Annotated in this window: 25 protein-coding genes; 17 read left to right on the forward strand and 8 right to left on the reverse strand. The window is 72.3% G+C overall.

All coding sequences use genetic code 11. From position 1 onward, the window contains the following. Nucleotides 1–127: 127 nt before the first annotated feature. Both otsB and SLP03_RS18220 read right to left on the reverse strand, forming a co-directional pair. Nucleotides 128–2,689, reverse strand: a complete 2,562-nt coding sequence (otsB, locus tag SLP03_RS18215) for a trehalose-phosphatase (RefSeq protein ID WP_319461823.1) — start codon at nt 2,687–2,689, stop codon at nt 128–130. Between the two features lie 35 nt (nt 2,690–2,724). After that, nucleotides 2,725–4,125: a trehalose-6-phosphate synthase gene (locus tag SLP03_RS18220; RefSeq protein WP_319461799.1), complete on the reverse strand. Its 1,401-nt coding sequence runs from the start codon at nt 4,123–4,125 to the stop codon at nt 2,725–2,727. 319 nt (nt 4,126–4,444) lie between these two features. Between SLP03_RS18220 and ettA the strand changes: the two genes are divergently transcribed. The 4 genes from ettA (at nt 4,445) to SLP03_RS18240 (ending at nt 7,947) form a co-directional block, all read left to right on the forward strand. Then, nucleotides 4,445–6,121, forward strand: coding sequence for an energy-dependent translational throttle protein EttA (gene ettA / locus SLP03_RS18225; protein ID WP_319461800.1), 1,677 nt, complete (start codon nt 4,445–4,447; stop codon nt 6,119–6,121). After that, the gene (locus SLP03_RS18230; RefSeq protein ID WP_319461801.1) at nt 6,114–6,560 is read left to right on the forward strand and encodes a thioesterase family protein; all 447 of its coding nucleotides are present in this window, start codon (nt 6,114–6,116) and stop codon (nt 6,558–6,560) included. Before ettA ends, SLP03_RS18230 begins: the two co-directional genes overlap by 8 nt. Then, on the forward strand, nt 6,557–7,231 hold the full coding sequence (locus SLP03_RS18235) for a hypothetical protein (RefSeq protein WP_319461802.1): 675 nt from the start codon (nt 6,557–6,559) through the stop codon (nt 7,229–7,231). Before SLP03_RS18230 ends, SLP03_RS18235 begins: the two co-directional genes overlap by 4 nt. Nucleotides 7,232–7,362: 131 nt before the next feature. Beyond that, entirely contained in the window at nt 7,363–7,947 is a 585-nt protein-coding gene (locus SLP03_RS18240; RefSeq protein WP_319461803.1) for a YbjN domain-containing protein, read from the forward strand. Nucleotides 7,948–7,970: 23 nt separating this feature from the next. Here the strand turns inward: SLP03_RS18240 and SLP03_RS18245 are convergent, their stop codons facing one another. The 3 genes from SLP03_RS18245 to SLP03_RS18255 all read right to left on the reverse strand — a co-directional run bounded on the left by SLP03_RS18245 (nt 7,971) and on the right by SLP03_RS18255 (nt 11,132). Then, the gene (locus tag SLP03_RS18245) at nt 7,971–8,360 is read right to left on the reverse strand and encodes a globin (protein ID WP_319461824.1); all 390 of its coding nucleotides are present in this window, start codon (nt 8,358–8,360) and stop codon (nt 7,971–7,973) included. 101 nt (nt 8,361–8,461) lie between these two features. Next, nucleotides 8,462–9,850 (reverse strand): MFS transporter, encoded by a 1,389-nt coding sequence (locus SLP03_RS18250; protein WP_319461804.1) that lies wholly within the window; start codon nt 9,848–9,850, stop codon nt 8,462–8,464. 247 nt (nt 9,851–10,097) lie between these two features. Beyond that, nucleotides 10,098–11,132: a mechanosensitive ion channel family protein gene (locus SLP03_RS18255; RefSeq protein WP_319461825.1), complete on the reverse strand. Its 1,035-nt coding sequence runs from the start codon at nt 11,130–11,132 to the stop codon at nt 10,098–10,100. Between the two features lie 313 nt (nt 11,133–11,445). On the opposite strand from SLP03_RS18255, the gene SLP03_RS18260 reads away from it, so the two are divergent. Next, nucleotides 11,446–11,982 (forward strand): HNH endonuclease, encoded by a 537-nt coding sequence (locus SLP03_RS18260; protein ID WP_319461805.1) that lies wholly within the window; start codon nt 11,446–11,448, stop codon nt 11,980–11,982. A gap of 7 nt (nt 11,983–11,989) precedes the next feature. Here SLP03_RS18260 and SLP03_RS18265 read toward each other — a convergent pair whose 3' ends face one another. The 3 genes from SLP03_RS18265 to SLP03_RS18275 form a co-directional block, all read right to left on the reverse strand. Then, nucleotides 11,990–12,910: a class F sortase gene (locus SLP03_RS18265; RefSeq protein ID WP_319461806.1), complete on the reverse strand. Its 921-nt coding sequence runs from the start codon at nt 12,908–12,910 to the stop codon at nt 11,990–11,992. Between the two features lie 159 nt (nt 12,911–13,069). Continuing rightward, nucleotides 13,070–13,579, reverse strand: a complete 510-nt coding sequence (locus SLP03_RS18270; protein WP_319461807.1) for a hypothetical protein — start codon at nt 13,577–13,579, stop codon at nt 13,070–13,072. 87 nt (nt 13,580–13,666) lie between these two features. Beyond that, nucleotides 13,667–14,140 carry an Lrp/AsnC family transcriptional regulator gene (locus tag SLP03_RS18275; RefSeq protein WP_319461808.1) on the reverse strand — a complete coding sequence of 158 codons (474 nt, stop codon included), beginning with the start codon at nt 14,138–14,140 and terminating at the stop codon, nt 13,667–13,669. A gap of 144 nt (nt 14,141–14,284) precedes the next feature. Between SLP03_RS18275 and SLP03_RS18280 the strand changes: the two genes are divergently transcribed. Genes SLP03_RS18280 through SLP03_RS18335 form a run of 12 tightly spaced genes read left to right on the forward strand, consistent with a single transcriptional unit; the run spans nt 14,285 to nt 26,376 of the window. Next, nucleotides 14,285–15,187, forward strand: a complete 903-nt coding sequence (locus tag SLP03_RS18280; protein ID WP_319461809.1) for a tryptophan 2,3-dioxygenase — start codon at nt 14,285–14,287, stop codon at nt 15,185–15,187. A gap of 19 nt (nt 15,188–15,206) precedes the next feature. After that, nucleotides 15,207–16,514, forward strand: coding sequence for a kynureninase (gene kynU, locus SLP03_RS18285; RefSeq protein WP_319461810.1), 1,308 nt, complete (start codon nt 15,207–15,209; stop codon nt 16,512–16,514). Then, complete coding sequence (locus SLP03_RS18290) at nt 16,511–17,845, forward strand: NAD(P)/FAD-dependent oxidoreductase (protein WP_319461811.1); 1,335 nt, start codon at nt 16,511–16,513, stop codon at nt 17,843–17,845. The genes kynU and SLP03_RS18290 overlap by 4 nt, the downstream gene beginning before the upstream one ends. 20 nt (nt 17,846–17,865) lie before the next feature. Beyond that, nucleotides 17,866–19,347: a 2-hydroxymuconic semialdehyde dehydrogenase gene (locus tag SLP03_RS18295; RefSeq protein ID WP_319461826.1), complete on the forward strand. Its 1,482-nt coding sequence runs from the start codon at nt 17,866–17,868 to the stop codon at nt 19,345–19,347. Continuing rightward, nucleotides 19,344–20,138 (forward strand): 2-keto-4-pentenoate hydratase, encoded by a 795-nt coding sequence (locus SLP03_RS18300; RefSeq protein WP_319461812.1) that lies wholly within the window; start codon nt 19,344–19,346, stop codon nt 20,136–20,138. The genes SLP03_RS18295 and SLP03_RS18300 overlap by 4 nt, the downstream gene beginning before the upstream one ends. After that, the gene (locus SLP03_RS18305) at nt 20,135–21,067 is read left to right on the forward strand and encodes an acetaldehyde dehydrogenase (acetylating) (protein ID WP_319461813.1); all 933 of its coding nucleotides are present in this window, start codon (nt 20,135–20,137) and stop codon (nt 21,065–21,067) included. Before SLP03_RS18300 ends, SLP03_RS18305 begins: the two co-directional genes overlap by 4 nt. Beyond that, on the forward strand, nt 21,064–22,134 hold the full coding sequence (gene dmpG, locus SLP03_RS18310) for a 4-hydroxy-2-oxovalerate aldolase (protein WP_319461814.1): 1,071 nt from the start codon (nt 21,064–21,066) through the stop codon (nt 22,132–22,134). Before SLP03_RS18305 ends, dmpG begins: the two co-directional genes overlap by 4 nt. Then, nucleotides 22,131–22,904: a 2-keto-4-pentenoate hydratase gene (locus SLP03_RS18315; protein ID WP_319461815.1), complete on the forward strand. Its 774-nt coding sequence runs from the start codon at nt 22,131–22,133 to the stop codon at nt 22,902–22,904. Before dmpG ends, SLP03_RS18315 begins: the two co-directional genes overlap by 4 nt. Next, nucleotides 22,901–23,347: a RidA family protein gene (locus tag SLP03_RS18320; RefSeq protein WP_319461816.1), complete on the forward strand. Its 447-nt coding sequence runs from the start codon at nt 22,901–22,903 to the stop codon at nt 23,345–23,347. The genes SLP03_RS18315 and SLP03_RS18320 overlap by 4 nt, the downstream gene beginning before the upstream one ends. A 46-nt stretch (nt 23,348–23,393) precedes the next feature. Further along, on the forward strand, nt 23,394–24,809 hold the full coding sequence (locus SLP03_RS18325; protein ID WP_319461817.1) for a transposase: 1,416 nt from the start codon (nt 23,394–23,396) through the stop codon (nt 24,807–24,809). 17 nt (nt 24,810–24,826) lie between these two features. Beyond that, the gene (locus SLP03_RS18330) at nt 24,827–25,351 is read left to right on the forward strand and encodes a 3-hydroxyanthranilate 3,4-dioxygenase (protein ID WP_319461818.1); all 525 of its coding nucleotides are present in this window, start codon (nt 24,827–24,829) and stop codon (nt 25,349–25,351) included. Next, the gene (locus tag SLP03_RS18335) at nt 25,321–26,376 is read left to right on the forward strand and encodes an amidohydrolase family protein (protein ID WP_319461819.1); all 1,056 of its coding nucleotides are present in this window, start codon (nt 25,321–25,323) and stop codon (nt 26,374–26,376) included. The genes SLP03_RS18330 and SLP03_RS18335 overlap by 31 nt, the downstream gene beginning before the upstream one ends. Nucleotides 26,377–26,516: the final 140 nt, after the last annotated feature.

A 26,516-nucleotide genomic window follows, 5' to 3' on the forward strand; every position in this document is an offset into this window, starting at 1 on the left:
GCCCTCACTGTGGCCTCCGCTGCAGCAGAGCAAAGGCGGTGCTGGTGGCCGCCGTGGCCCGTCGGACCGGGACGGGTAGCACGACGGCGGCGGACCGAGGTCCGCCGCCGCCGTCGTCACCCTTCAGTTACTGCTTGAGCATGTTGTCCAGCAGCAGGGCGCAGCGGATCAGGCCGAGGTGGCTGTACGCCTGCGGGTGGTTGCCCAGGCCGCGCTCGGCGAGCGGGTCGTACTGCTCGGGGAGCAGTCCGGTCGGCCCGGCCGTGTCGACCATCAGGGTGAACAGCTCCTCGGCGTCGGTGCGCCGACCGGTGCGCAGGTACGCCTCGATCAGCCACGCCGTGCAGATGTGGAAGCCGCCCTCCCGGCCGGGCAGGCCGTCGTCCCAGTGGTACCGGTAGACGACCGGCCCGCTGCGCAGGTCCGCCTCGATCTTGAGCACGGTCGACAGGAAGCGCGGGTCGTCGCCGGGGAGCAGCCCGGAGATGCCGATCCAGAGCGACGAGGCGTCCATCTCGTCGTGCCCGTACGCGACGCTGTACGCCTCGGCCTCGTCGTGCCAGCCGTACTCCAGCACGTTCGCGCCGATCCGGTCGCGCAGCTCCACCCACTCCGGCCGGTCCTCGTGGCCGTGCTGCCGCACCACGTGCAGCGCCCGGTCGACGGTCATCCAGCACATGACCTTGGAGAAGATGTGGTGCCGCGGGGGGAGGCGGGCCTCCCAGATGCCGTGGTCGGGCTCGTGCCAGCGGCGGCGGACCGCCTCGACCATGTTCTCCAGCACTCGCCACTCGTCGTCGCGGACCGAGCCACGCGCATCGGCCACCGCGGCGATCAGGTCGGCGATCGGGCCGAAGACGTCGAGCTGGAGCTGGTGGTTGGCGAGGTTGCCGACCCGGACCGGCCGGGAGCCGGCGTACCCGGGCAGGGTGTCGATGACCGCCTCGGCGCCCAGTTCGTACCCGTCGACCGTGTAGAGAGGGTGCAGCCGCTCGGGGTGCCCGCCGGTGCGCTCGATGCAGCCGTCGACCCAGCGCAGCAGCGCCTCGGCCTCCTCGATTGAGCCCAGGTCCACCAGCGCGCGGGCGGTCATCGCCGCGTCCCGCAGCCAGCAGTAGCGATAGTCCCAGTTGCGGACCCCACCCAGCTCCTCGGGCAGCGACGTGGTCGCCGCCGCCAGGATCGAGCCGGACGCCTCGTGGCAGAGCCCCCGCAGGGTGAGCGCGCTGCGGGCGACCAGGTCCCGGGCGGTGGTGGGCAGCCGCAGCCCAGCCACCCAGTCCTTCCAGGGCTGCTCGGCCGCGGCCTGCCGCTCGTGGACCGGCACCAGGTGGGGTTCCAGGCTCTGCGTGCCGAAGCGCAGCTCCAGCACCACCTGACCGCCGGCGGCGGAGAGGTCGACCAACGCCCGGGCGGTCTCGTACCCGCCGTCGTTGGTGACGTCCCAGCTGACGCCGGGGGAGTGCAGCGCCACCGGCTCGTTGGAGCCGAGCACCAGCAGCCCGTCGTCGAGCGGTTGCAGCTGCACGGCCACCTGGCCGAACTCGGGCCGGGGGGCGAACTCCACCCGGGCCCGGCCGGACCCGGTGAGCACCCGGACCAGCGTGGAGTCGCCGGTGACGATGGCCGGGCCGTCCGGGGTGGTCTCCTTCGCCGGCAGGTCCAGCCAGTCGGTGACCGTCAGCCCGGACCAGCGGGTCTCCACCGTCATGGTGCCGTTGCGATAGCGCTGCCCGAGCGGGATGCCACCGCGCTCCGGGGCGACGCTGAAGTGCCCGGCCGGGCTGCCGCCGACCAGGTCGGCGAAGATCGCCGCGGAGTCCGGCTTGGGGTGGCACAGCCAGGTGACCTTGGCCTCGGGGGTCAGCAGCGCGACCGTCCGGCCGTTGGCCAGCATCGAGTGCCGCTCGATCGGGACCGCCCGCTCGCCGAAGAGCCAGTGCCGCCGGGTCTCCAGCAGCAGGCCCAGCGCCCGGGCGGCTTCGATCGGCTCGGCCACCCGGTAGTCGGCCCGGGTCTCACCCGGGCCGATCTTGATGCCGACGTCCGGCCCGTGCAGGTTGCCGAAGGCATTCTCGTCGGTGACGTCGTCGCCGATGAAGAGCACGGCGCTCGCCGCGAGCTGGGTGCGGAGCTGGTCGACCGCGGTGCCCTTGTGGGTGGCCACCACCGACAGCTCGATGACCTCCTTGCCCTGGGTGACGGTGACGTCCTCCCAGGTGGCCGGGCCGCTCCGGACCGCCTCGATGACGACGGCGGCGACCTGCGGGTCCACCCCGCGGGTGTGCACGGCGACGCTGGCCGGCTTGCGTTCGAGGCGTACCCCGGGGTGGGCCGCGGCGATCTCGCGCAGCTCGTTGCGCAGCCGGGTGCGGACCGCGATCAGTTCGGGGGAGAGCCGCTCGACGAAGCCGATGTCGAACTCGGAGCCGTGGCTGCCGACCAGGTGGACCTCGCTGGGCAGCCGGGAGAGCGCGGCCAGGTCGCGCAGGGCCCGCCCGGAGACCACCGCGACGCTGGTCTGCGGCAGCGCGGCGAGGGCGCGGACCGCGGCCACCGACTCGGGCAGCGGCACCGCCTTGCTCGGGTCCTCGACGATCGGCGCGAGGGTGCCGTCGTAGTCGCAGGCGACCAGGAGCTGGGGGATCCGGGCGATGCGGCCGATGGCGGCGCGCAGCTCGGGGTCCATCACACCGCCGTGCGGGGTGGCGGGTGCGGGCGCGTTCACGCGGCCTCCGTATCGGGCACGCCGAGTTCGGTCAGGAAGGATTTTGCCCAGTGCCCCACGTCGTGGGTGCGCAGGTGGCGTTGCATCACCCGGATCCGGCGGCGGGCCTCGGGTTTCTCGACGTGCACGGCGCGCAGCAGCGCGTCCTTGACCGCGTCGGGGTCGTGCGGGTTGCACAGGAAGGCCTGGCGCAGCTCGGTCGCGGCGCCGGCGAACTCACTGAGCACGAGCGCGCCGCCCTGGTCGGCGCGCGATGCGACGTACTCCTTGGCCACCAGGTTCATTCCGTCTCGCAGCGGGGTCACCATCATCACGTCTGCCGCGACGTACATCGCGGCCAGTTCGGAGCGACTGTACGACTGATGCAGATAATGCACCGCCGGCACGCCGACCCGTCCGAATTCGCCATTAATCCGACCAACTTCGCGCTCGACCTTGACGCGAAGTGCCTGGTAGTGCTCCACGCGCTCCCGGCTCGGGGTGGCGACCTGCACCATGACCGCGTCCGGAACTGTCAACTTTCCGTCAGCGAGGAGTTCGCGGAAGGCCTTCAGCCGGAGTTCGATGCCCTTGGTGTAGTCGAGCCGGTCGACGCCCAGGATGATCGTCTTCGGGTTGCCCAGCTCCTCCCGGATCTGCTTGGCCCGGGCCTGGATCGCCGGGTCCTCGGCCAGCCGCTCCATCTCCCTGGTGTCGATGGAGATCGGGAAGGCGCCGGCCTTCACCTCCCGACCGTCGACCTGGATCATCTGCCCCTCGTAGCGCAGGCCGAGCAGGTGCCGGGCCAGCCGGACGAAGTTCTGCGCGGCCAGCCGCTGCTGGAAGCCGACCAGGTCGGCGCCGAGCAGGCCGCGCAGGATCTCGGTCCGGAACGGCATCTGCATGAACAGCTCGATCGGCGGGAACGGGATGTGCAGGAAGAAGCCGATCTTCAGGTCCGGCCGCAGCTCGCGGAGCATCGCCGGGACCAGTTGCAGCTGGTAGTCCTGCACCCAGACCGTCGCGCCCTCGGCCGCGACGTCCGCCGCCGCCTCCGCGAACCGGGCGTTGACCAGCCGGTACGCCTCGCGCCACCGGCGCTTGTAGGCGGGGGTCTCCACCGCGTCGTGGTAGAGCGGCCAGATCGTCGCGTTGGACTGGCCCTCGTAGTAACGCTCCAGCTCCTCCGCGCTCAGCGGCACCGGATGCAGCCGGATCCCCTCCAGGTCGAACGGCTCGGGGGCGGCGCCGGTGCCGCCGGCCCAGCCCACCCAGGTGCCCTGCTGTTCGGCGAGGACGGGGTGCAGGGCGGTGACCAGCCCACCCGGGCTGCGTCGCCACTGCCGTCCCTCGGGTGTGCTCACCTCGTCGACCGGCAGTCGGTTCGCCACTACGACAAAGGAGCTACGGACGGTCACGATCGGCCACCTCCGGGTGCTGACGGGTCCACCGCGATGAGCGTACTGAGCGTAGCTGCGGCGTCTGATGCCCCGTGCCGGAGTTCCCTACCCGTCCCACGTGAGCTCAACCGGGTCAGTGATCTTGTCGACAGCAGGGACGGTGGGCGGGGACACCGTACGCCCGGGCGGGGTGATGTGGGCGAAGCGGGCCGTACCTGTCAGGATTGACGATGGCGTGCGCGCGGCCGGCCCCCGGTCGGCAGCGGCGGGCGGAAGTCGCCGCCCGCGCCCGCGCCGCCCAGACCCGCGATCGCAACCTACGGAGGTAGCCCGCACCGTGGCCCAGTTCATCTACGTCCTGGAAAAGGCGCGCAAGGCGCACGGCGACAAGGTCGTGCTCGACAACGTGACGCTGAACTTCCTGCCGGGGGCCAAGATCGGTGTGGTCGGTCCGAACGGCGCCGGTAAGTCCAGCCTCCTCAAGATCATGGCAGGGTGGGACCGGCCGAGCAACGGCGAGGCCCGGCTCATGCCCGGCTACACGGTCGGCATGCTCGCCCAGGAGCCCGCGCTCAACGACGCCAAGACCGTCCTCGGCAACGTCGAGGAGGCGGTCGCCGAGACCAAGGCCAAGCTGGAGCGGTTCAACAACATCGCCGAGCAGATGGCCACCGACTACTCGGACGAGCTGATGGAGGAGATGGGCAAGCTCCAGGAGGAGCTGGACCACCTCGACGCCTGGGACATCGACTCCAAGCTCGAACTGGCCATGGACGCGCTGCGCTGCCCGCCGCCGGACGCCGACGTCACCCAGCTCTCCGGTGGTGAGCGCCGCCGGGTCGCGCTCTGCAAGCTGCTGCTGGAGGCGCCCGACCTGCTGCTGCTCGACGAGCCCACCAACCACCTGGACGCGGAGAGCGTCTCCTGGCTGGAGCAGCACCTGGCCAAGTACGCCGGCACGGTGATGGCGATCACCCACGACCGGTACTTCCTCGACAACGTGGCCAACTGGATCCTCGAGCTGGACCGTGGCCGGGCCTACCCGTACGAGGGCAACTACTCCACCTACCTGGAGAAGAAGGCCGCCCGGCTGGCCGTCGAGGGTCGCCGCGACGCCAAGATGAAGAAGCGGCTCACCGAGGAGCTGGAGTGGGTCCGCTCCAACGCCAAGGCCCGCCAGACCAAGTCGAAGGCCCGGCTCGACCGGTACGACGAGATGGCCACCGAGGCGGAGAAGACCCGGAAGCTGGACTTCGAGGAGATCCAGATCCCGCCGGGCCCGCGCCTGGGCAGCACGGTCATCGAGGCGCACAACCTGGCCAAGGGCTTCGGCGACCGGGTGCTGATCGACAACCTCAGCTTCTCGCTGCCGCGCAACGGCATCGTCGGCATCATCGGCCCGAACGGCGTCGGCAAGACCACCCTGTTCAAGACCATCGTCGGGCTGGAGCAGCCGACCGACGGCCAGGTCCGGGTCGGCGAGACCGTCTCCCTGTCGTACGTCGACCAGAACCGGCAGGGCCTCGCCGGGGACAAGACCGTGTGGGAGGTCGTCTCCGACGGGCTCGACTACCTGATGGTCGGCAAGGTCGAGATGCCGTCCCGGGCGTACATCGCGGCGTTCGGCTTCAAGGGGCCGGACCAGCAGAAGCCGACCAAGGTGCTCTCCGGTGGCGAGCGCAACCGGCTCAACCTGGCGCTGACGCTGAAGATCGGCGGCAACGCGATCCTGCTCGACGAGCCGACGAACGACCTGGACGTGGAGACCCTCTCCAGCCTGGAGAACGCGCTGCTGGAGTTCCCCGGCTGCGCCGTGGTCATCTCCCACGACCGGATGTTCCTGGACCGGGTCGCCACGCACATCCTGGCCTGGGAGGGCGACGACCAGAACCCGGCGAAGTGGTTCTGGTTCGAGGGCAACTTCGACGCGTACGAGAAGAACAAGATCGACCGGCTCGGCGCCGAGGCCGCCCGTCCGCACCGGGTGACCTACCGCAAGCTGACCCGTGACTGACCGGTTCGTCTACCACTGCGCGCTGCGCTGGTCCGACCTGGACGCGTACGGCCACGTCAACAACTCGCGCTTCCTCACCCTGTACGAGGAGGCGCGGGTGGCGTTGATGTTCGCCGGCGGCCGGGCGTGGGGAGTGGGCTCGCTGGCCGACGGGGTGGTCATCCGTCGGCACGAGGTCGACTACCTGCGCCCGGTCGACTACGCGCTCGGCCGGGCCAGCGCGGAGGCGGCCCCGAGCGTCCGGATCGAGCTGTGGGTCGAGGAGATCCGGGCCGCCTCGTTCACCGTCGCCTACGAGCTGTACGACGGCGACGTGCTGGCCAGCCGCGCCCGCTCGGTGCTCGTCCCGTTCGACCTGGCCGCGCAGCGACCCCGGCGGATCAGCCCGGAGGAGCGTGCCTTCCTGCTCCGGTACGCCCCGGCGGCGGACGCCGGATGACCGGGGCGGTGGAGACCGGGGGCCACGGGTTGCGGGGGGTGGCCGACGCGGGCGCCTTCCTGGCCCGGCTGGTCCGGCTGGACCCGGCCACCGTGGTCCGGCTCCGCCCGGTGCCCGGCGCGGGCCGTACCGCCCTCTGGGCCCGGCTGCCCTGGGGCGTGCTCGTGGTTCGCACGGTCGCCGGGGTCGCCCCCGGTGACGTCACCGTCGCGGCGGCCGAGCTGCTGGCCGAGCTGGAGGCCGCCGGCGGGGCGCTACCTCGCCGACGGGACGACCAGTGGCGATGGCCGCTGCCGCCGGCCGCGAGCCGGGCCGTGGAAACGCTGCCGGCCGAGGAGCTGCGCCGGATCGCCACGGCGGCGGCAGGTGCGCTGCGCGAGGCGTCCACCCAGGGCGTGGGTGGGCGCGCGGTCGGGCAGCGGGCACTGCGGGACGCCCTGCTCGACCACGTCGCGGTGGTGGTCACGCCCGACGACTCGCCGGACACCCCGGTGGAGGTGCCGCAGCGGTTGGTGCAGGGGCTGGTCCGGATGGGCTTCCTCGGCCCCGGCGACGTGCAGGTACGCCTCGCAGGCCGTTGGGTCGGCCTGGTCGGACCGTACGGAGCCGCGTGGTCGCGGAAGGTTGCCGGGCTCACCCTGAGTCCTGCGGGCGGTCAGCCGAACGGATGACCCGGGTTCATTCTTCCGGGCTGGGGCAGCCGTTGGGGGGATGCTTCAACCCGGCTGTCCGGGTACCGTCCATCCTCGGATCCAACGCACCGTAGGCGACTGGATCCGCTGGGGAGTGAGGTGCGCGAGCGATGCCGTGGTGGTCATGGCGCCCAGATCCCGTCGGTGGCGGCGATCCGGAAACTCGAAGCGGGATCACAGTGGATGACACCGTCCGGGTCGGACCACCGGCCCCCCGTCAGCCGGGGGACGACGCGCCGGCCGCCGAACGGCCGGTGATCGCGGAGATGCCGGCCACCATCGCCCCGGTCACCCTTCGCCGGGTCTGCGACGCGCTCGACCTGCTCGACGTGCGTTACCTGGCCGACGGCGGCGGCAACCTGCTGGCCATGTGGGAGCGGCACGCGGTGCTGGTCACCCTCGAGGGGCCGGAGGACGAGATCCTGGTGATGCGGGCCCGTCCACACGCGACGGTGCCGCCGGACTGGGCGGACCGGGCCTACCGGGTGGTCAACGAGTGGAACCACACCCGACGGTTCTGCAAGGCGTACATCGGCGACCCGACCGAGCGCGGCCAGCTGCCGATCTACGCCGAGTTGCAGGTGCCGCTCGGCGCCGGGACCCACGACGCGCTGCTGGTCGAGATGCTCGACTGCGGCGCGGCGGTCGCCACCACCTTCGTGGACTGGCTGCACGACGAGGGCGCCCTGCTCTGACGGCGCCGGGGGGTCGCGCGCCGTCAGGCCCTGTCGGCCGGGTCCTCCGGCATGTTGACCATGAAGTACGCGGCCCGCTCCAGGTAGTCCCAGAGCGCGCCCGCGAGCTCCGGCGGCAGGTCGAGCCGGTCGACGGCGCGCCGCATGTGGTGCAGCCAGGCGTCCCGCTCCGCCGCGCCGATCCGGAAGGGCGCGTGCCGCATCCGCAGCCGCGGGTGGCCGCGCTGCGCCGAGTAGGTGTTCGGGCCGCCCCAGTACTGCATCAGGAAGAGGGTGAACCGGTCGGCGGCGGGGCCGAGGTCCTCCTCCGGGTACATCGGCCGCAGCAAAGGGTCGGTCGCGACGCCGGCGTAGAACTCGCCCACCAACCTGCGGAAGGTGGGTTCGCCGCCGACCGCCTCGAAGAGGGTCATCGAGGTGCCGGGCCGGTCGGATTCGCCTGCGGAAGTCACCGTTCCATCCTGCCAGGTGCCGCGGCGGCACTGCCGGGCCCGTCGCCCGGCGGGCGGGTGGCTCAGGTCACCGCGTGACTGCGTCGACCCCGCTCGCCCGGCCGGTCGTCGACCGTCCCGGCCCCCTGGGCCGGCGTGGTCGGCCGCCGCGTGTGCGGGACCATCCCGGTGGCTCCAGCCCGGCCGGCCGCCTCGACGGCGGCGTCCACCGCCTCCCGGCTCGGCCAGGCCAGCGCCGCCGCGACCATCAGCACCACCCCCGCGGCGCTCCATGTGCCCACCACCAGGGGGATGGGGAACCGCTCGGCGAGCAACCCGGTGGTCAGCACCGCGACGCCCTGGATGATCTGGATTCCGCTGGCCATCACGCCGAACGCCCGGGCGCGGTAGCCGTCGGGCAGGGCCTGCACGAAAAGGCCGTTGGCCACCGGCAGGAGACCGGCGACGGCGAAACCGCAGGCGGCGGCGAGGACCGCCACCACCGCCGGCGGCGGGTCGAGCAGCGCAGGGACCAGCGCCGCCGGGGCGAGGACCGCCAGCGGTCGCATCAGCGTGAGCCGGCGGACGGGCGAGAACGCCCGGCCGACCAGCAGGCCGCCGAGGATGAAGCCGACCGGGTTGGCCGCCATGATGACGGCCTGTGCGACGCCCGTGTCGAGGTCGCCCCCGGCCCGGTCGGCGGCCCAGGCCGCGGCGAGACCCTCCGGCACGATGGAGAAGAGCATCGCGCTGAACACCAGCACGGCGATGGCCCGCAGCACCGGCTGGCCGAAGACGATCTGGAAGCCCTGGGCGGTCTCCCGCAGCAGGTGGCTGCGGTGCGCGGCGGTCATCGCGGGCGGCCGGTCCTTGATGCCGAACCGGACCAGGACGGCCGAGGCGCCGAAGGTCGCCGCGTTGATCAGCAGCGCGGCGGTCGGGTTGACCGTGGCGATCCCCGCGCCGATCAGGTAGCCGAGGACCTGGGCGGCCTGGCCGGTGCTGGCGTTGATCGAGAGGCCCACCACCACTCGGTCGCCGGTGAGGATCAGCGGCATGAGCGCGGACCGGGCGGCCTGGCTCGGTGGGTTGGCCAGCGTGGTGCCGAAGAGCAGGGCGAGGATCAGCCACGGCGGGTTGCCGGGAATGGCCACCAGCACCATCAGCGCCATCCGAACCAGGTCGCAGGTCACCATGACCTGCCGGTAGCGGTGCCGTTCGGCGAGGGTGGCGAGCAGCGGACCGCCGACCAGCCAGGGCAGGTAGCTGACCGCGAAGGCGGCGGCGGAGAGCGCCACCGACTCGGTCTCCCGGTACACCAGGACGGTCACCGCGGCCTTGGCGATGTAGTCGCCGATCCAGGAAAGCGCGCTGGCCGTGAAGATCGTGCGGTATTCGACCTGGGCGAACACTTCACGGAAGGTGGCAGGGCCCTCCCGGGCGGGTCGCTCGTCGGACACCGTCGCCTCCATCGTTCCCCAAGGTCGGCCACTCGTGATGACCTGCCCGGGAACCGTCGTCAGATCTACGGATCAGCGAGGACACGAGCACGCCCCCAAGGGGGCGTGTTGCACCGGATTCTGCCCGATCGTCTGACAACTGGCTAGGGCGAACGGATTGATCGTCGCATCTCCGACTGAACGAACGGACGATACCCGAGGGGCTGCGCGGTCCGCGACCCCCGGATCGTCCGTATCGCCCGGAGGGGCCCGATCAGGCTCAGGTCGCGCCACCCGTGCCGGTCTCGCCCCGGCCGGGCGCCGGGGCCGGGACGCCCGGGTAGAGCCGGGCGGCGATCCGGGCGGTGATGCCGGAGTTCTCCAGCGCCTCGGCGAGCCGGCGGCGCAGTTCCCGGGCGACCGCGAACTGCCCGTCGGCGGTCGTCTTGACCACGGTGCGGATGACCGCGCCGTCCACCGTCATCTGCTCGACGCCGAGCACCTCGGGCTCCTCGACGATCTGCGTCGCCAGCTCCGGGTCCATCGCCAGCGAGGCCGCCGCCGTCCGCAGCACCGCGGTCGCCTGCTCCGTGCCGGCGAAGCCGATCGGCAGGTCGACCACGACCAGCGCCCAGCCCTGGCTCTTGTTTCCGACCCGGACGATCTCGCCGTTGCGGATGTACCAGAGCACGCCCCGCCCGTCCCGCACGGTGGTGACCCGCAGGCCGACCGACTCCACCACCCCGCTCGCCTCGCCCAGGTCGACGTTGTCGCCGACGCCGTACTGGTCCTCGATCAGCATGAACAGGCCGGCGATCAGGTCCTTGACCAGGCTCTGCGCGCCGAAGCCGAGCGCCACGCCGGCGATGCCGGCGCTGGCCAGCAGGGGCGCCAGGTCGAAGCTGAACTCCTTCAGCACCATCAGCAGCGCGATGCCGAAGATGAACGCGGTGACCAGACTGCGCAGCACCGAGCCGATCGCCTCGGCCCGCTGCCGCCGCCGCTCCGGCACGAACTGTTCCGGCTCGAGCGTGGCGCTCGGGATCCGCTCCCGCAGTGGCCGCAGCATGGTGGGCACCGCGCCCTGGGTGGTGGTCCGCACCAGCCGGTCGATCGTCCGGTGCATCGCCCAGCGGGCGACGATGGCGAGCAGCAGAATCAGGATGACCCGCAGCGGCTTCAGCAGGATCCAGTAGCTGCCCTCCGCGAACCAGGCCGAGCCGGTCAGGTCGTAGACGTTCTTGCACCAGGGGTCCGTCCGGCAGTCGACGGACGGCGTGGGGCTCGGGCCCACGGCGCTCAGGGCGAGGAACATCAGGCTGGCACTCACCCTGTCTTCGTACCGCAACGCTCCTGGACGGCCGCTGCCGACCCTCCGGACGGTGACCACCGGGCGGGCGGCCGTCGCCCGCGGCGATCAACCCGGGCGGAACCGGTCATGTCGGCGCGGGCCACGGAAGGTTCCAAGGGGTACCCCGGATTAGTGCGTGCAATCCGGGGTCCGATCAGGGACGATTGGCGCAACGGACGTCGGTGATCCGGCCGGCGCCGGTGCGGCTCCCCGCTGCCCGCGGGGCGGGCGCCGGTGCGACAGCGGCGGGAGCAGCTGGACCGGGAGGGTGAGCACGATGCCTGACATACGACCCACGGCGGGCTCCGGCGCGTTGGTCCTCAACGCCACCTACGAGCCGCTGTGTGTCGTATCGGTGCGTCGAGCCGCGATCCTCGTGCTCTCGGCCAAGGCCGTCTGCGTCGCCGACGGCGACGGCGTTCTGCACAGCGCCCGCAACGCGCTGCCGGTGCCTTCGGTGGTTCGGCTGACCCGCTTCGTGCGGGTGCCCTACCGCACCCACGTCGGGCTCTCCCGCCGGGCGATCTTCGCCCGGGACGGCTGGCGCTGCGCCTACTGCCGGGGGCCGGCGGAGACCATCGACCACGTCTTCCCGCGCAGCCGGGGCGGCCGGCACGCCTGGGAGAACGTCGTCGCCGCCTGCGCCCGCTGCAACCACACCAAGGGCGACAAGACCCCGGCCGAGCTGGGCTGGCGGCTGCACAGCCTGCCCGCGGCCCCGAAGGGCACGGCCTGGCGGGTGCTCGGCCACCGGGCGCCCGACCCGCGCTGGGCGGACTGGCTCGACCTGCGCGAGTCCGAGGCGGCGGCCTGAGGCCCGGTCACGGGCCGCGCGCCTTGACCAGGGACGCGTAGACCACCAGGTTGTCGGCGTACCCGGTCTCGCCGCCCACCCACCGGCCACCGCAGGTGATCAGGCGCAGGTTGGGCCGGCTGAAGTCGCCGAAGATCTCGTCCGCCGGCAGTCGGTCCTTGCCGTACCGCTGCACCGAGGTGACCTCGAAGACGGCCACCGACCGGTCCGCCCGGGTCACCTCGACCCGGTCGCCGTCGTCCAGGCTCTTCAGGTCGTGGAAGACCGCCGGTCCGGTGGTGGTGTCGACGTGCCCCACGATCACCGCCGGTCCGTACTGTCCGGGGGTCGGCCCCTGGTCGTACCAGCCGGCCTCGCCGGACTGGCGGACGTCCGGCACGGCGATGCTGCCGTCGGGGGCGATGCCGACCCGGTGCACCGGCGCCCGCAGGTCGATCTTGCCGATCGTGATGTCCGTGGGCGGGCTCCCCGGCAGCACCGGGAACTTCTTCGGCGGCGGGCGCAGGCCGGCGCTGAGCCGGTCCGGCAGCACGCTGATCCCGGTGACCCGTTCCACGCCGAGCATCGCCACGATCAGCACCATCAGCGCCGCGATCACCAGCACCGGGACGCCCGGCCCCCGCTGCCCGAGGGACTGCCACCGGCCCGCCGCGCGGTGGGCCGCCGCGGCGGGCACCGGACGGGCCTGCGGGTCGGCCGTGGTGACGCTGGCCGAGAAGGCGTGCCCGGTGGCCCGGGCGAACCGGCGTGAGGCCCGGGAGAGCAACCGGGCCCCCGCCGCGAGGCGGCTTCCGGCCCGAGTGTGCTCCCGCTTCCGGCCGGCGGACGGCCGCCGCCGCGCCCGACCCGGCGTGGTCTGGTCGTCCCCGAGCCGGGTCGCCCGGTTGTTCCGGTCAGGTCCGGCCCCGACCTTGCGGCCTCGTGCCATCCCAGTGATCCGGCCTCGGGCCGTCCCCGCCGTCCGGCCTGGTGCCGTCCCGGCCATCCGGCCTTGTGCGGTTCCGGTGATCCGGCCTCGTGCCGCTATGTTCCGGTCCGGTGTCGCCCGGTCGTCCCGGTCACGTGAGCGGGCCATGGCCGCACCTCGTCAGCCGCGGGAGCCGGCCCTGCGACGGGCGCTGACACCGGCCACCACCGCCACCGTGACCAGCCCACCGACCAGCAGCAGCGAACCTGCGCCCCGGCCGGTCGCGGTGCCACCGCCGCCGGTCGCCGGGCCCTTGCTCGGCTGGGCCATGTTCAGCACGGTGAGGATGGTCGACGCGGTGTTGCCGTTGGAGCAGCGCAGGTCGACCGGAAAGTCACCGGGCTGCTTGTTGCCCGGGATGGTGACCGCGCCGGTCAGGAAGCCGTTGTTCGGGCGCAGCATCACCCGACCGAACGCGTCCGAGTTCACCTCGGCCTGCCGGTTGTTGGCGTTGTCGCAGCTGGCCCGGATGTTCACCCGGGTGCCGGCCTGCGCGGGGTTCGGTGTGACCTCGACGAAGGTGTTCTCCCCGGCCCGGGCCGGCGTGACGGTCATCAGGACGAACGCCCCGACCAGCGCGAGCACGCTCAGCACGGCCGACAGGGCGCGATGTGACACAAGCCCTCGCATGATTCCCCCCTCCCGGTGCGGCGCACCGGAATCCTGCTGACGGGCAGTGGGGCATGCATTCCCCCTGGCGTCGGGGCAAACCCCGGGTCAGCGGTGGCGGCCGAGCGGGGTCGGTCCGGCCGGCGGCGGGAGCGGGGTCAGCGGGTGCCACTCCAGCGGGGTCGAGAGGACCATCGTGCTGGACGGCTGGCCGTACGGGGCGAGGCGGTCGATGACCCCCTCGAACTCGTCGATCGACCCGGCCGCCACCTTGAGCATGCTGCACGCGTCCCCGGTGATCCGGTGGATCTCCCGGATCTCCGGCCAGCCCGCCACCTCCGGGTCGTGCAGGATGCAGCGCGGGCCGTAGCAGGACATCCGGATCAGCGCGACCACGCTGCGGCCGGCCCGGGTCAGGTCGACGTGCGCGTGGTAGCCGGTGATCACGCCGGACTCCTCCAGCCGGCGGACCCGCTCGGCCACCGCCGGCGGTGACAGGTGCACCCGCCGGGACAGCTCGCTGAACGAGAGCCGGGCGTCGGCCTGGAGCTCCCGCAGTAGCGCCCAGTCCATGTCGTCCATGCGTGACCTTTCCTTCGTGAACCCGGACCCGGTCTAGCCTTCAGACCGACAGGTCGACCGGTCATACCGCCGTTGAACAGGCATTCCATTCGCCGATCCACCCGCGGGATCATGACGGTACCCGGCGTACGGAGGGAGATGACAGTGGAACAGACGGACCTGCGGGCACCGACGGTGACCGCGGCGGTGCGTCCGGTCACCCCGCAGCAGCGGGCGGCTCGGGCGGCGCGCAACGGCGGCGAACCGACGCTGGAGTTCACCGAGCGGGTGCCCTACGACGCGTACGTGCGGGCGAGCACGCTGCACGGGTTGCAGCAGCCGCTCAGCGACGACCCGGGCGAGATGTCCTTCCTGATGGTCAGCCAGATCATGGAGCTGTACTTCGGGCTGACCTGCCACGAGCTGCGGCACGCCCAGCGGGAGCTGCGGGCGAACCGGATCTGGGAGGCGCTGCCGTCGCTGCGCCGCGCCGCCCTGCACCTGGAGGGGCTCAACGCGGCCTGGCAGGGGCTGCGCTGGATGACCCCGGCGGACTTCAACCGGTTCCGCAACCTGCTCGGCGAGGGCTCCGGCTTCCAGTCGGCGATGTATCGGCAGCTGGAGTTCCTGCTCGGCCTCCGCGACCCGGCGCTGATCCGGCCGTTCCGCCGGCAGGCCGAGGTGTACGCCGAGCTGACCGCCGGCCTCGCCGCGCCGAGCCTCTGGGACGACGTGGTCGCCCTGCTCGCCCGGCGCGGCTTCGACCTCCCCGCCGACCTGCTCGACCGGGACGTGGCGACCGAGCACGAGTCGCACCCGGCCGTCGAGGCGGCCTGGGTGCAGATCTACGCCGACGGCGGCCCGGACAACCATCTGCGGCTGCTCGGCGAGGCGCTGACCGAGGTGGCCGAGCGGTTCGGTGACTGGCGCTGGCACCACCTCAAGGCGGTGCAGCGCACCATGGGCGCCAAGGTGGGCAGCGGCGGCTCCGCCGGACTGGCCTGGTTGCAGCGCAGCATGGCCCGGGTGGTCTTCCCGGAGCTGTGGTCGGCCCGGACCGTGATGTGAGCGGGGAGCGAGAGGCACGATGAAGGAATCGACGACTGCGCCACTGCGCTCCGCTACCGGCGAAGCCGGAGCGCGCGCCCTCGACGCCGCCGACCCTGGGCACCGGCACCTGTTCCACGTGCCGCCGGCCGAGGGCGGGCGTTACCCCGAGGTGGCGTACCTGGCCGGCAACTCGCTCGGCCTGCAGCCCCGGGCCACCCGGGACGAGCTGCTGGCCGACCTGGCGGCGTGGGGCCGGTTCGGGGTGGAGGGCCACCTGGAGGCGGAACGGCCCTGGCTGCCGTACCACGAGCTGTTGACCGCGCCGGCCGCGCGACTGGTCGGCGCCCGGCCCGCGGAGACCGTGGTGATGAACTCCCTCACGGTCAACCTGCACCTGCTGATGGTGAGCTTCTACCGGCCGGCGGGGGAGCGGACCCGGATCGTCATCGAGGACAGCGCCTTTCCCTCGGACAGCTACGCCGTCCGCAGCCAGGCCCGCTTCCACGGCCTCGACCCGGACGCCACCGTGGTCCGGCTGCGCCCGCGCCCCGGCGAGGACACCCTGCGCACGGAGGACGTGACCGGGTTCCTGGCCGCCGAGGGCCACACCGTCGCGCTGCTGCTGCTCGGCGGGGTCAACTACCTCACCGGCGAGCTGATGGACATCCCGGCGATCACCGCCGCGGGCCGGGCCGCCGGCGCGGTGGTCGGCTGGGACCTCGCGCACGCGGCCGGCAACGTGCCGCTGGCGCTGCACGACTGGGACGTCGACTTCGCCGCCTGGTGCTCCTACAAGTACCTCAACTCGGGGCCGGGGGCGCTCGCGGGCGTCTTCGTCCACGAGCGCCACCTCGGCGACCCCGACCTGCCGCGCTTCGAGGGCTGGTGGAGCACCGAGGCGACCACCCGGTTCGAGATGACCCCGGTCTCCCGGCCACCGGCCACCATCGAGGCGTGGCAGATCTCCAACCCGCCGATCTTCGCGATGGGACCGGTCCGGACCTCGCTGGAACTCTTCGACGCCGTCGGAATGCCGGCGCTGCGGGAGCGCAGCCTGCGGCTCACCGGCTACCTGGAAGGGCTGCTCGACGAGGTGACAACCGGCCGGCCGCTGACCGTGGTCACCCCGCGCGACCCCGCGCGCCGGGGCTGCCAGCTCTCCGTGCGGATCGGCGTGGGCAGCGCCAACGACCTGACCAAGCGGCTGCGGCACGAGCATGGCGTGATCGCCGACGCCCGGGAACCGGACGTCGTCCGGTTCGCCCCGGTGCCGCTCTACTCGACGTACCACGACTGCTGGCGGGTCGCCGACGCGCTGGCCGCGACGGTGGAGGTGAACCGGTGACCGAGCGGCGGGACGAGATCGCGGTGGTCGGGGCCGGGTTGGCCGGCTGCCTGCTGGCCTGCTTCCTGGCCCGGCGCGGCTACCCGGTGACGCTCTACGAGCGGCGGCCGGACCCGCGTACCGGCACGGTCGAGCGGGGTCGCTCGATCAACCTGGCGCTCTCCGAGCGTGGCCTCGACGCGCTGCGCCGGATCGGGCTGGACGGGCAGGTGATGGCGGACGCGCTGCCGATGCGCGGCCGGATGATCCACCCGGTGGACGGGGAGGCGCAGTTCCAGTCGTACAGCGTCTCCGGCGACCGGGCGATCAACTCGATCAGCCGGGGCGCGCTGAACAACGCCCTGCTCACCGCCGCCGCCGCGCTGCCGGGGGTGCGGGTCGCCTTCGACCACCGGCTGGTCGGCCTCGACCCGGCCACCGGCGACATGACGTTCGAGACCCCGCAGGGCAAGGTCGCCGCCGCCGCGTCGGTCGTGCTGGGCGCCGACGGCGCCGGCTCCGCCGTGCGCGGGCAGCTCCTCGGGTACGGGGTGCTGACCGAGAGCCTCGACTTCCTGGACTACGGCTACAAGGAACTCACCATCCCCCCGCTGGGCGGCGAGTTCGCCCTGGACCCCGGCGCGCTGCACATCTGGCCGCGCGGCACCTCGATGATGATCGCGCTGCCCAACCCGGACCGCTCGTTCACCTGCACGCTCTTCTGGCCCACCCACGGCACCGCCAGCTTCGCCTCGCTGGGCAGCCCGGCCGCGATCGAGCGGCACTTCGCCACCCACTACCCGGACCTGGTCCCGCTCGCCCCGAACCTGGTCGACGACTACCAGCACAACCCGGTCGGTGTGCTCGGCACGGTCCGCTGCACCCCCTGGCAGGTGGGCGGGAAGGTCGGCCTGCTCGGCGACGCGGCGCACGCCATCGTGCCGTTCTACGGCCAGGGCGCGAACTGCGCCTTCGAGGACGTGGTGGAGCTGGACCGCTGCCTGGACGAGTGCGGCGACGAGTGGTCGGCCGCGCTGCCACTGTTCCAGCGACGCCGGCAGGCCAACGCCGAGGCGATCGCCCGGATGGCGCTGACCAACTTCGTGGAGATGCGGGACAAGATCGCCTCGCCGGTCTTCCAGACCCGCAAGCGCATCGAACACGCACTGGAACGAGTCCTGCCCGGCCGGTACGTTTCGCAGTACGAGCTGGTCTCCTTCTCCACCACCCCGTACGCCGAGGTGCGCCGCCGGGTGCACCGGCAGTACCAGGTGCTGGGGGCGGTGACGGCCGGCGCGGTGGCGCTGCTGGCCGGCGGGCTGGCCGCGATCGGCCGAGGGAGGCGCGGATGAGGCTCTGGGATCCCCGGCTGATGGCCGGGCACGCGCCGGACGGGCCGGGACTGCTGCGCAACTTCGTCGGCGGCGAGTTCGTCGCCGCCGGCCGCCGGTTCACCAAGCGCAGCCCGGTGACCGGCGAGCCGGTCTTCGAGGTGGCCGAGGCGGATTCGGCGACGGTGGACGACGCGGTGGCGGCCGCCCGGGCGGCGCTGCGTGGGCCGTGGGGCCGGATGGGGGAGCGGGAGCGCGCCGAGGTGCTGCGCCGGGTCGCCGACGAGCTGGAACGGCGCTTCGACGACCTGGTCACCGCCGAGGTCGCCGACACCGGCAAGGCCATCTCGCAGGCCCGGACGCTGGACATCCCGCGCGGCGCGGCCAACTTCCGGGCGTTCGCCGAGATCGTGGCGACCGCGCCGACCGAGTCGTTCACCACGGTCACCCCGACGGGTGGCCGGGCGCTCAACTACGCGGTCCGCAAGCCGGTCGGCGTGGTCGCGGTCATCGTGCCCTGGAACCTGCCGCTGTTGCTGCTCACGTGGAAGGTCGCCCCGGCCTTGGCCTGCGGCAACGCCGTGGTGGTCAAGCCCAGCGAGGAGACTCCGGCGTCGGCGACCCTGCTGGCCGAGGTGATGGCCGCCGCCGGCGTGCCGGCGGGCGTGTTCAACCTGGTGCACGGCTTCGGCCCGGATTCGGCCGGGGAGTTCCTCACCCGGCATCCCGGCGTGGACGCGATCACCTTCACCGGTGAGTCGGCCACCGGCAGCGCCATCATGCGCGCCGCCGCGGACGGGGTGAAGGCGGTGAGCTTCGAGCTGGGCGGCAAGAACGCCGGGCTGGTCTTCGCCGACGCCGACCTGGACGCGGCGGTGGCCGGCTCGGTCCGGTCCAGCTTCACCAACGGCGGTCAGGTCTGCCTCTGCACCGAGCGGATCTACGTGCAGCGTCCGGTCTTCGAGGAGTTCACCGCCCGGCTGGCCAAGCGGGCCGACGAGCTGGCGTACGGCTGGCCGGCCGACGAGGCGACCGTCAACATGCCGCTGATCTCGCACCCCCACCGGGACAAGGTGCTCGGCCATTACGACCTGGCCCGCGCCGAGGGCGCCGAGGTGCTCGCCGGGGGCGGGGTGCCCGGCTTCGGCGACGCCCGCGACGGCGGCGCGTACGTGCAGCCGACCGTGCTGACCGGGCTGGGCCCGGACGCCCGGACGAACCGGGAGGAGATCTTCGGCCCGGTCGTGCACGTCGCCCCCTTCGACACCGAGGACGAGGCGTACGCCCTGGCGAACGGCACCGAGTACGGCCTGGCCGCGACGGTCTGGACCCGGGACGTGGGCCGGGCGCACCGGGCCGGGGCCCGGCTGGACGCCGGTATCGTCTGGGTGAACACCTGGTTCCTGCGTGACCTGCGCACCCCGTTCGGCGGGGTGAAGGCTTCCGGTATCGGCCGGGAGGGCGGGGTGCACTCGCTCGGCTTCTACTCCGAACTCACCAACGTCTGCGTGGACCTGTCATGACCGATCTTGAAACTGCGGCGCGCGAGCTGGATGCGGCTCGGGAGAGCGGGACGCCCTGCCCACCGCTGCGCGGGCGGCTGCTGCCCGAGGGGGACGTCGAGTCGGCGTACCAGGTGCAGCAGCTCCAGGCCCAGGCCCGGTGGGACCGGGGCGAGCGCCGGGTGGGCGCGAAGATCGGGCTGACCTCCCGGGCGGTGCAGGAGAACTTCGGGGTCTACCAGCCGGACTTCGGCGTGCTCACCGACGTCATGGCGGTCGGCGACGGCGTCGAGGTGTCGACCGACCGGCTGCTCCAGCCCCGGGTGGAGTCGGAGATCGCCTTCGTGCTCGGCGCGGACCTGACCGACGAACGGATCACCACCGTCGACCTGATCCGGGCCGTCGACCACGTGCTGCCGGCCATCGAGATCGTCGACTCGCGGATCGCCGGTTGGGACATCTCCATCGTGGACACCGTCGCGGACAACGCCTCCAGCGGGCTCTTCGTGCTCGGCACCACGCCGCGCCGGCTCGCCGACGTCGACCTGCGGCTCTGCGGGATGGTGCTGGAACACGCCGGCGAGCCGGTGTCGGTCGGCGCCGGGGCGGCCTGCCTGGGCAACCCGCTGCACGCGCTGGAGTGGCTGGCCGGCACCATGGCCCGCGCCGGCGACCCGCTGCGCGCCGGGGACGTGGTGCTCTCCGGCGCGCTCGGCCCGATGGTGCCGGTGACCCCGGGCGCCGCGTACGAGGCCCGGATCTCCGGGCTCGGCTCGGTGCGGACCTGCTTCTCCAAGGACGGTGGACAGTGACCACGGGCGTGGCGGTGATCGGGTCCGGCAACATCGGGACCGATCTGATGATCAAGGTGCTCCGGCTGAGCGACAGCCTGCGCATGGTGGCGATGGCCGGCATCGACCCGGACTCCGACGGCCTGGCCCGGGCCCGCCGGCTCGGCGTGGCCACCACCGCCGAAGGGGTCGACGGCCTGGTCGCGCTGCCCGAGTTCGCCGACGTCGAGCTGGTCTTCGACGCCACCTCGGCCGGCGCGCACCGGCACAACGACGCGGTGCTGCGGGCGCACGGCCGGACCGTGGTCGACCTGACCCCGGCCGCCATCGGCCCGTACGTGGTGCCGCCGGTCAACCTCGACGAGCACCTGCACGAGACGAACGTCAACATGGTGACCTGCGGCGGCCAGGCAACGGTGCCGATCGTCGCCGCCGTCGGCCGGGTCACCCCCGTCGCGTACGGGGAGATCGTCGCCTCGATCGCCTCGAAGTCGGCCGGTCCGGGCACCCGGGCGAACATCGACGAGTTCACCGAGACCACCGCCCGGGCCATCGAGGTGGTCGGCGGCGCGGAGCGCGGCAAGGCGATCATCGTGCTGAACCCGGCCGACCCGCCGCTGCTGATGCGGGACACCGTCTACTGCCTCTGCCCGGACGCCGACGCCGACCGGGCCGCCATCGCCGCCTCCGTCGCGGACATGGTGGCGACGGTGCAGGAGTACGTTCCCGGCTACCGGCTCAAGCAGGACGTGCAGTTCGACCGGGTCGAGGAGTACGTGCCGTCGCTGGGGCGGCACCTCACCGGACTCCAGGTCTCGGTCTTCCTGGAGGTTTCCGGCGCCGGGCACTACCTGCCCGCGTACGCCGGGAACCTGGACATCATGACCTCGGCCGCGCTGCGTACCGCGGAGCGGCTGGTGGCCCTGCGGGCGAAGGGAGTGCCGGCGTGACCGAGCTGTACATCCAGGACGTGACGCTGCGGGACGGCATGCACGCCATCGGGCACCGCTACACCGTCGACCAGGTCCGCACCATCACCGCCGCACTGGACGCGGCCGGGGTGGCGGCGATCGAGGTGGCGCACGGGGACGGGCTCGCCGGCTCCAGCGTCAACTACGGGCACGGCGCGGCCAGCGACGCCGACTGGATCTCCGCCGCGGCCGAGGTGCTGACCAGCGCGACGCTCACCACCCTGCTGCTGCCGGGCATCGGCACCATCGCCGACCTGAAGGCGGCGAAGGCGCTCGGGGTGAGCAGCGTCCGGATCGCCACCCACTGCACCGAGGCGGACATCTCCGCCCAGCACATCTCCTGGGCCCGGGAGAATGGCATGGACGTCTCCGGGTTCCTGATGATGTCGCACATGAACGACCCGGCCGGGCTGGCCGCGCAGGCCAAGCTGATGGAGTCGTACGGGGCGCACTGCGTCTACGTCACCGACTCCGGCGGCCGGCTGCTGATGTCCGACGTGGCCGAGCGGGTCGACGCGTACCGGCAGGTCCTAGAACCGGAGACGCAGATCGGCATCCACGCCCACCACAACCTGTCGCTCGGGGTGGCCAACAGCGTGGTGGCGGTCGAGCACGGCCGCATCCTCGGTGACGGGCCGCTGGGCGCCCCGCACGGCCGGACGGTCCGGGTGGACGCCTCGCTGGCCGGAATGGGCGCCGGCGCGGGCAACGCCCCGCTGGAGGTCTTCGTGGCGGTCGCCGAGCTGCACGGCTGGAAGCACGGCTGCGACGTGTTCGCGCTGATGGACGCGGCCGACGACGTCGTCCGCCCGCTCCAGGACCGGCCGGTCCAGGTCGACCGGGAGACGCTCTCGCTCGGGTACGCGGGCGTCTACTCCAGCTTCCTCCGGCACGCCGAACGCGCCTCCGCGAAGTACGGGGTGGACGTCCGGTCCATCCTGGTGGAGCTGGGCCGACGGCGGATGGTCGGCGGCCAGGAGGACATGATCGTGGACGTGGCGCTCGACCTCGCCGGTCGGCGTGAGGAGCAGGGGGAGATGGCGTGATCGGGCCGGACATCGCGGGGATCGCCGAGAAGCTGGGCGCGGCCGCCGACACGGCCACGGCCGTCCCGCAACTCGCCGCCGAGACCGGCCTCGACGTCGACGCCGCGTACGCGGTGCAGACCGCGCTGCTGCAGCGCCGCCTGGACCGGGGCGAGCGGCTGGTCGGGCTGAAGATGGGGCTGACCAGCAAGGCGAAGATGGCCCAGGTCGGCGTGGACGAGGTGATCTGGGGCCGGCTCACCGACGTGATGCGGGTGCCCGACGGCGGCACGGTCGACGTGGGCGACTTCATCCATCCGCGGGTCGAGCCGGAGGTGGCGTTCCTGCTGGACCGGTTGCCGGAGCCCGGCGAGCCGCTGGGCTCCTTCGCCGACGCGGTCCGGGCGGTGGCCCCGGCGATCGAGCTGATCGACTCCCGGTACGCCAACTTCACCTTCTCCCTCCCGGACGTGATCGCCGACAACACCTCGGCCGCCGCGTTCGTCGTCGGACCCTGGGCGCCGGTGCCGGACGGGCTGGACAACCTGGGGGTGCTGCTGGAGATCGACGGTCGGGTGGCCCAGGTGGGCTCGACGGCGGCGATCCTCGGCGACCCGCGCCGGGCGCTGGACGAGGGCATCCGGCTCGCCGGTCGACACGGTGTCCGCCTCCGCGAGGGCTGGGTCTTCCTCGCCGGCGCCGCCACCGCCGCCGTGCCGCTGCGTCCTGGTGCCCACGTCCGGGCCGTGGTCGAGAAGCTCGGCACCGCGTCGCTGCGGGCCGCGTCATGACCGCGGGCGCCCGGGTCGTGGCCGGGAAGGCCGTGCCGCGCGGGGCGTTCCCGCACGTCAAGGTGGCGGGTGGGTTCGTCTTCGTCTCCGGTACGTCGTCCCGCCGCCCGGACAACACCTTCGCCGGGGTGGAGGTGGACGGGTTCGGCACCACGAACCTCGACATCCGGGTGCAGACGCGGGCGGTCATCGGGAACGTCCGGGACCTGCTGCGGTCGGTCGGCGCGGAGCTTTCCGACCTTGTCCAGGTCACCAGCTACCTGGTCAACATGAACGACTTCGGTGGGTACAACGAGGTGTGGGCGGAGTTCTTCGACGCCACCGGGCCGACCCGGACGACGGTGGCGGTGCACCAGTTGCCGCATCCGCACCTGCTGATCGAGATGCAAGCCGTTGCCCTGCTCCCCCAGGGAGTGGCAACTATTAATTCCTGTCCTTCCTAGATCTATCTACACTAATAGGGGCGGACCGGACCGCGGAGGTTGACTGGTGAAGGCTACGCGCATCGCTTATTCGACGGCCCTGAATGTGGGTAAGCATGTGGCGTTGGTGGAGCAGGCTCGTCGGTTGGGTCGGGTTCGTAGTGAGGTGTGGCAGCGTTACGGGTCGGTAGGCGGTGTGGGGTCCGGGTTGACGGACCGGCAGGTGCGGGACCGGTGGTTGGCAGACGGCACGCACGTGCGGTTCGGTGTGCTGGCGAATGCGTGGAAGGAAACCGTCCGCGACGCCATGGCCGATATCGCGGCGAACCTGGCGGCGGCCAAGGTCGAGGTCCGGCGGGCCATCACCCGGCGCACCAATGACCCGGCTGAGCGCAAGCGGATGTTCACCGCCCTGGCGGTCGACCGGTGGGCTGAGGACCCGTTCCTGGATCGGCAGATGCGTAAGCATTGGAAGCGGGGCCGTAACCGCACGCACGATCAGATCGTGGTGCGCGCCGACAAGTACAACACGGTGGTTGATGGGCGGGGCCGGTTGTGGCTGGCGGTTCCCGGTCTGCAACGCCGCCGGATGGTCCGGATCCCGTTGTCCACGACGGTGGCCCCGGCTGGGACGCTGCGGCTGATCCTGCGTGGTGGTCGGGTCGAGGTGCACTACCAGATCGACGCGTCGCAGCTGCGGTCGTCGCAGCGGCCCTGCGGCGGGCGAACGGTTGGTGTGGACAAGGGCTACACCGAAGCGCTGACCGACTCCGACGGCGCCCGCCATGGCTGCGGCCTTGGTGAGCTGTTGTCCAGTGAGTCGGACCGGTTGAAGGAACGTAACCGGCGTCGGGCGAAGCTGCGCTCGATAGCCAACAACGCCGCCCGCCATGGTGACCACGCGAAAGAGCACCGGATCGCTGCCAACAACCTCGGCACCGTCAAGCGGGACCGGCAGGCCGCCCGGCACCGGGCGCGGGTGCGCACGGAGATCTTCACCGCCGTGCACCGGGTCGTGGACAAGGCCGCCACCGTGGTCGCCGAAGACCTCACCAACCGCTTCGCCGGGCGCACAACGCTCGGCAGGAATGTCAACCGGCGTCTGGCCGCGTGGACCAAAGGGGTCACCGCGGAGGCGCTGGCAAGCGTGTCGGAGCGCAGAGGTTCTGCGCTCGTGCACGTCAATGCCGCCTACACCTCACAAACCTGTCACCGCTGCGGCGCCCTTGGCCGACGCGGCGGGGACCGGTTTCACTGCACCCCGTGCGGGGTGGTGTGGCAGGCCGACGTGAACGCCGCGATCAACATCCGTCAGCGAGCCGGCGACCCCGACATCGCCCTGCACACCCCACACCAGCGGGTGAAGCAGATCCTGCAGGACAGGACCGATCGCCACCGGACCAGACTGCCGGTCCAGGACTCCAGCCCGGCCGCTGCCGAGCGGAGAGCGAATCATCCGAACCGCTCAGCAATGAGCAAATAGTAGGAAGCAGGTCAGTCGTGAGTGAGATCGCCGAGCCGTTCAGCTTTCCCGGCTGGATCGCGGACAACCAGCACCTGCTGAAGCCGCCGGTGGGGAACAAGGAGATGTTCCCCGGCGGGGACGACTTCATCGTCATGGTGGTCGGTGGGCCGAACCAGCGCACCGACTTCCACGTCGACCCGTACGAGGAGTTCTTCTACCAGGTCAAGGGCAACATGCACATCAACCTGATGACCCCGGAGGGGCCGCGCACGGTGCACGTGCGCGAGGGCCAGATGTGGATGCTGCCGCGCAACACCCCGCACTCGCCGCAGCGACCCGAGGCCGGCTCGATCGGCGTGGTGGTCGAGCGGGTCCGCGAGGACGGCACGCTGGAGAAGTTCCAGTGGTACTGCCCGGAGTGCGGGCACCGGGTGCACGAGGTGGAACTCCAGGTCCGCGACATCGCCGCCGACCTGCCCCCGGTGTTCCAGGCGTTCTACACCGACGAGCAGGCGCGCACCTGCGACAAGTGCGGCGCGCTGCACCCGGGCAAGGGCTGACGCCGGTGCCTGACCCGCGGTTCCCGGTGGTGGACGTGCACACGCACGTCGTACCGAAGGGGTGGCCGGACCTCGCCGCGGCGTGCGGCGGGTCCGGCTGGCCCTGGCTGCGGGTGGACTCCGAGCGCGCCGCCATGATCATGGTGGGGGAGGCGGAGTTCCGCCCGGTCGGCGCGGAGTGCTGGGACGCGGAGACCCGGCTGGCCGACATGGCCGCCGACGGCGTCGACGTGCAGGTCGTGTCGCCGACCCCGGTCTTCTTCTCCTACGACCGTCCCGCGGACCAGGCCGTGCGGGTGGCCCGGATCTTCAACGACCTCACCCTGGAGGTCACCGCGGCCGGCGGCGACCGGCTGGTGCCGTTCTGCCAGGTGCCGTTGCAGGACCCGGACGCCGCCTGCGCCGAGTTGGACCGCTGCCTGGCGGCCGGCCACGTCGGCGTCGAGATCGGCAACCACGTCGGCGACCGGGACCTGGACGACGCCGGAATCGTGCAGTTCCTGACCCACTGCGCCGAGGTGGGCGCGCCGGTCTTCGTGCACCCCTGGGACATGCCGGGCGGCCCCCGGCTGGACCGGTGGATGGCCCGCTGGCTCACCGGCATGCCGGCCGAGACCCACCTGTCGGTGCTGGCGCTGATCCTCGGCGGCGTCTTCGACCGGGTGCCGGAGAGCCTACGGATCTGCTTCGCGCACGGCGGCGGCAGCTTCCCGTTCTGGCTGGGCCGCGCCGACAACGCCTGGCACCGCCGCGGCGACCTGGTACGCGGCGCGTCCACCGCGCCGCCCAGCTCCTACGTCGACCGGTTCAGCGTCGACTCGGTGGTCTTCGAGCCCGCCGCGCTGCGGCTGCTGGTGGACACCATGGGGGAGGATCGGGTGCTGGTGGGCAGCGACTACCCGTACCCGCTGGGGGAGCGGCCGGCCGGCGCGGTGGTCCGGAAGGCCGACTTCCTCACCGATGGCCAGCGCGACAAGCTCCTCTCCCGCAACGCCCTGCGCTTCCTCGGCGAGTTGGTCATATAAAGCCCGGTCGGTACTTACGGCTTGGTGCGCGGTAGAGGAAAGACCCGGGTCGATCATGAAGGTGGCCGTGCGGGACGATCATGATTGTGACGTCAGGATGGGCCCGCACGGCCTTGTCTCATCGTATCTTCACCGGCATC

Source organism: Micromonospora sp. RTP1Z1 (assembly GCF_033804685.1).
Taxonomy (GTDB): domain Bacteria; phylum Actinomycetota; class Actinomycetes; order Mycobacteriales; family Micromonosporaceae; genus Micromonospora.

What these genes read in the sequence shown, in the direction of transcription:
- otsB (WP_319461823.1), bottom strand. Translation starts at nt 2,689, where the DNA reads ATGGACCCCGAGCTGCGCGCCGCCATCGGCCGCATCGCCCGGATCCCC.
- SLP03_RS18235 (WP_319461802.1), top strand. Translation starts at nt 6,557, where the DNA reads ATGACCGGGGCGGTGGAGACCGGGGGCCACGGGTTGCGGGGGGTGGCC.
- SLP03_RS18240 (WP_319461803.1), top strand. Translation starts at nt 7,363, where the DNA reads ATGCCGTGGTGGTCATGGCGCCCAGATCCCGTCGGTGGCGGCGATCCG.
- SLP03_RS18245 (WP_319461824.1), bottom strand. Translation starts at nt 8,360, where the DNA reads ATGACCCTCTTCGAGGCGGTCGGCGGCGAACCCACCTTCCGCAGGTTG.
- SLP03_RS18250 (WP_319461804.1), bottom strand. Translation starts at nt 9,850, where the DNA reads ATGGAGGCGACGGTGTCCGACGAGCGACCCGCCCGGGAGGGCCCTGCC.
- SLP03_RS18255 (WP_319461825.1), bottom strand. Translation starts at nt 11,132, where the DNA reads ATGTTCCTCGCCCTGAGCGCCGTGGGCCCGAGCCCCACGCCGTCCGTC.
- SLP03_RS18260 (WP_319461805.1), top strand. Translation starts at nt 11,446, where the DNA reads ATGCCTGACATACGACCCACGGCGGGCTCCGGCGCGTTGGTCCTCAAC.
- SLP03_RS18265 (WP_319461806.1), bottom strand. Translation starts at nt 12,910, where the DNA reads ATGGCACGAGGCCGCAAGGTCGGGGCCGGACCTGACCGGAACAACCGG.
- SLP03_RS18270 (WP_319461807.1), bottom strand. Translation starts at nt 13,579, where the DNA reads ATGCGAGGGCTTGTGTCACATCGCGCCCTGTCGGCCGTGCTGAGCGTG.
- SLP03_RS18275 (WP_319461808.1), bottom strand. Translation starts at nt 14,140, where the DNA reads ATGGACGACATGGACTGGGCGCTACTGCGGGAGCTCCAGGCCGACGCC.
- kynU (WP_319461810.1), top strand. Translation starts at nt 15,207, where the DNA reads ATGAAGGAATCGACGACTGCGCCACTGCGCTCCGCTACCGGCGAAGCC.
- SLP03_RS18295 (WP_319461826.1), top strand. Translation starts at nt 17,866, where the DNA reads ATGGCCGGGCACGCGCCGGACGGGCCGGGACTGCTGCGCAACTTCGTC.
- SLP03_RS18300 (WP_319461812.1), top strand. Translation starts at nt 19,344, where the DNA reads ATGACCGATCTTGAAACTGCGGCGCGCGAGCTGGATGCGGCTCGGGAG.
- SLP03_RS18320 (WP_319461816.1), top strand. Translation starts at nt 22,901, where the DNA reads ATGACCGCGGGCGCCCGGGTCGTGGCCGGGAAGGCCGTGCCGCGCGGG.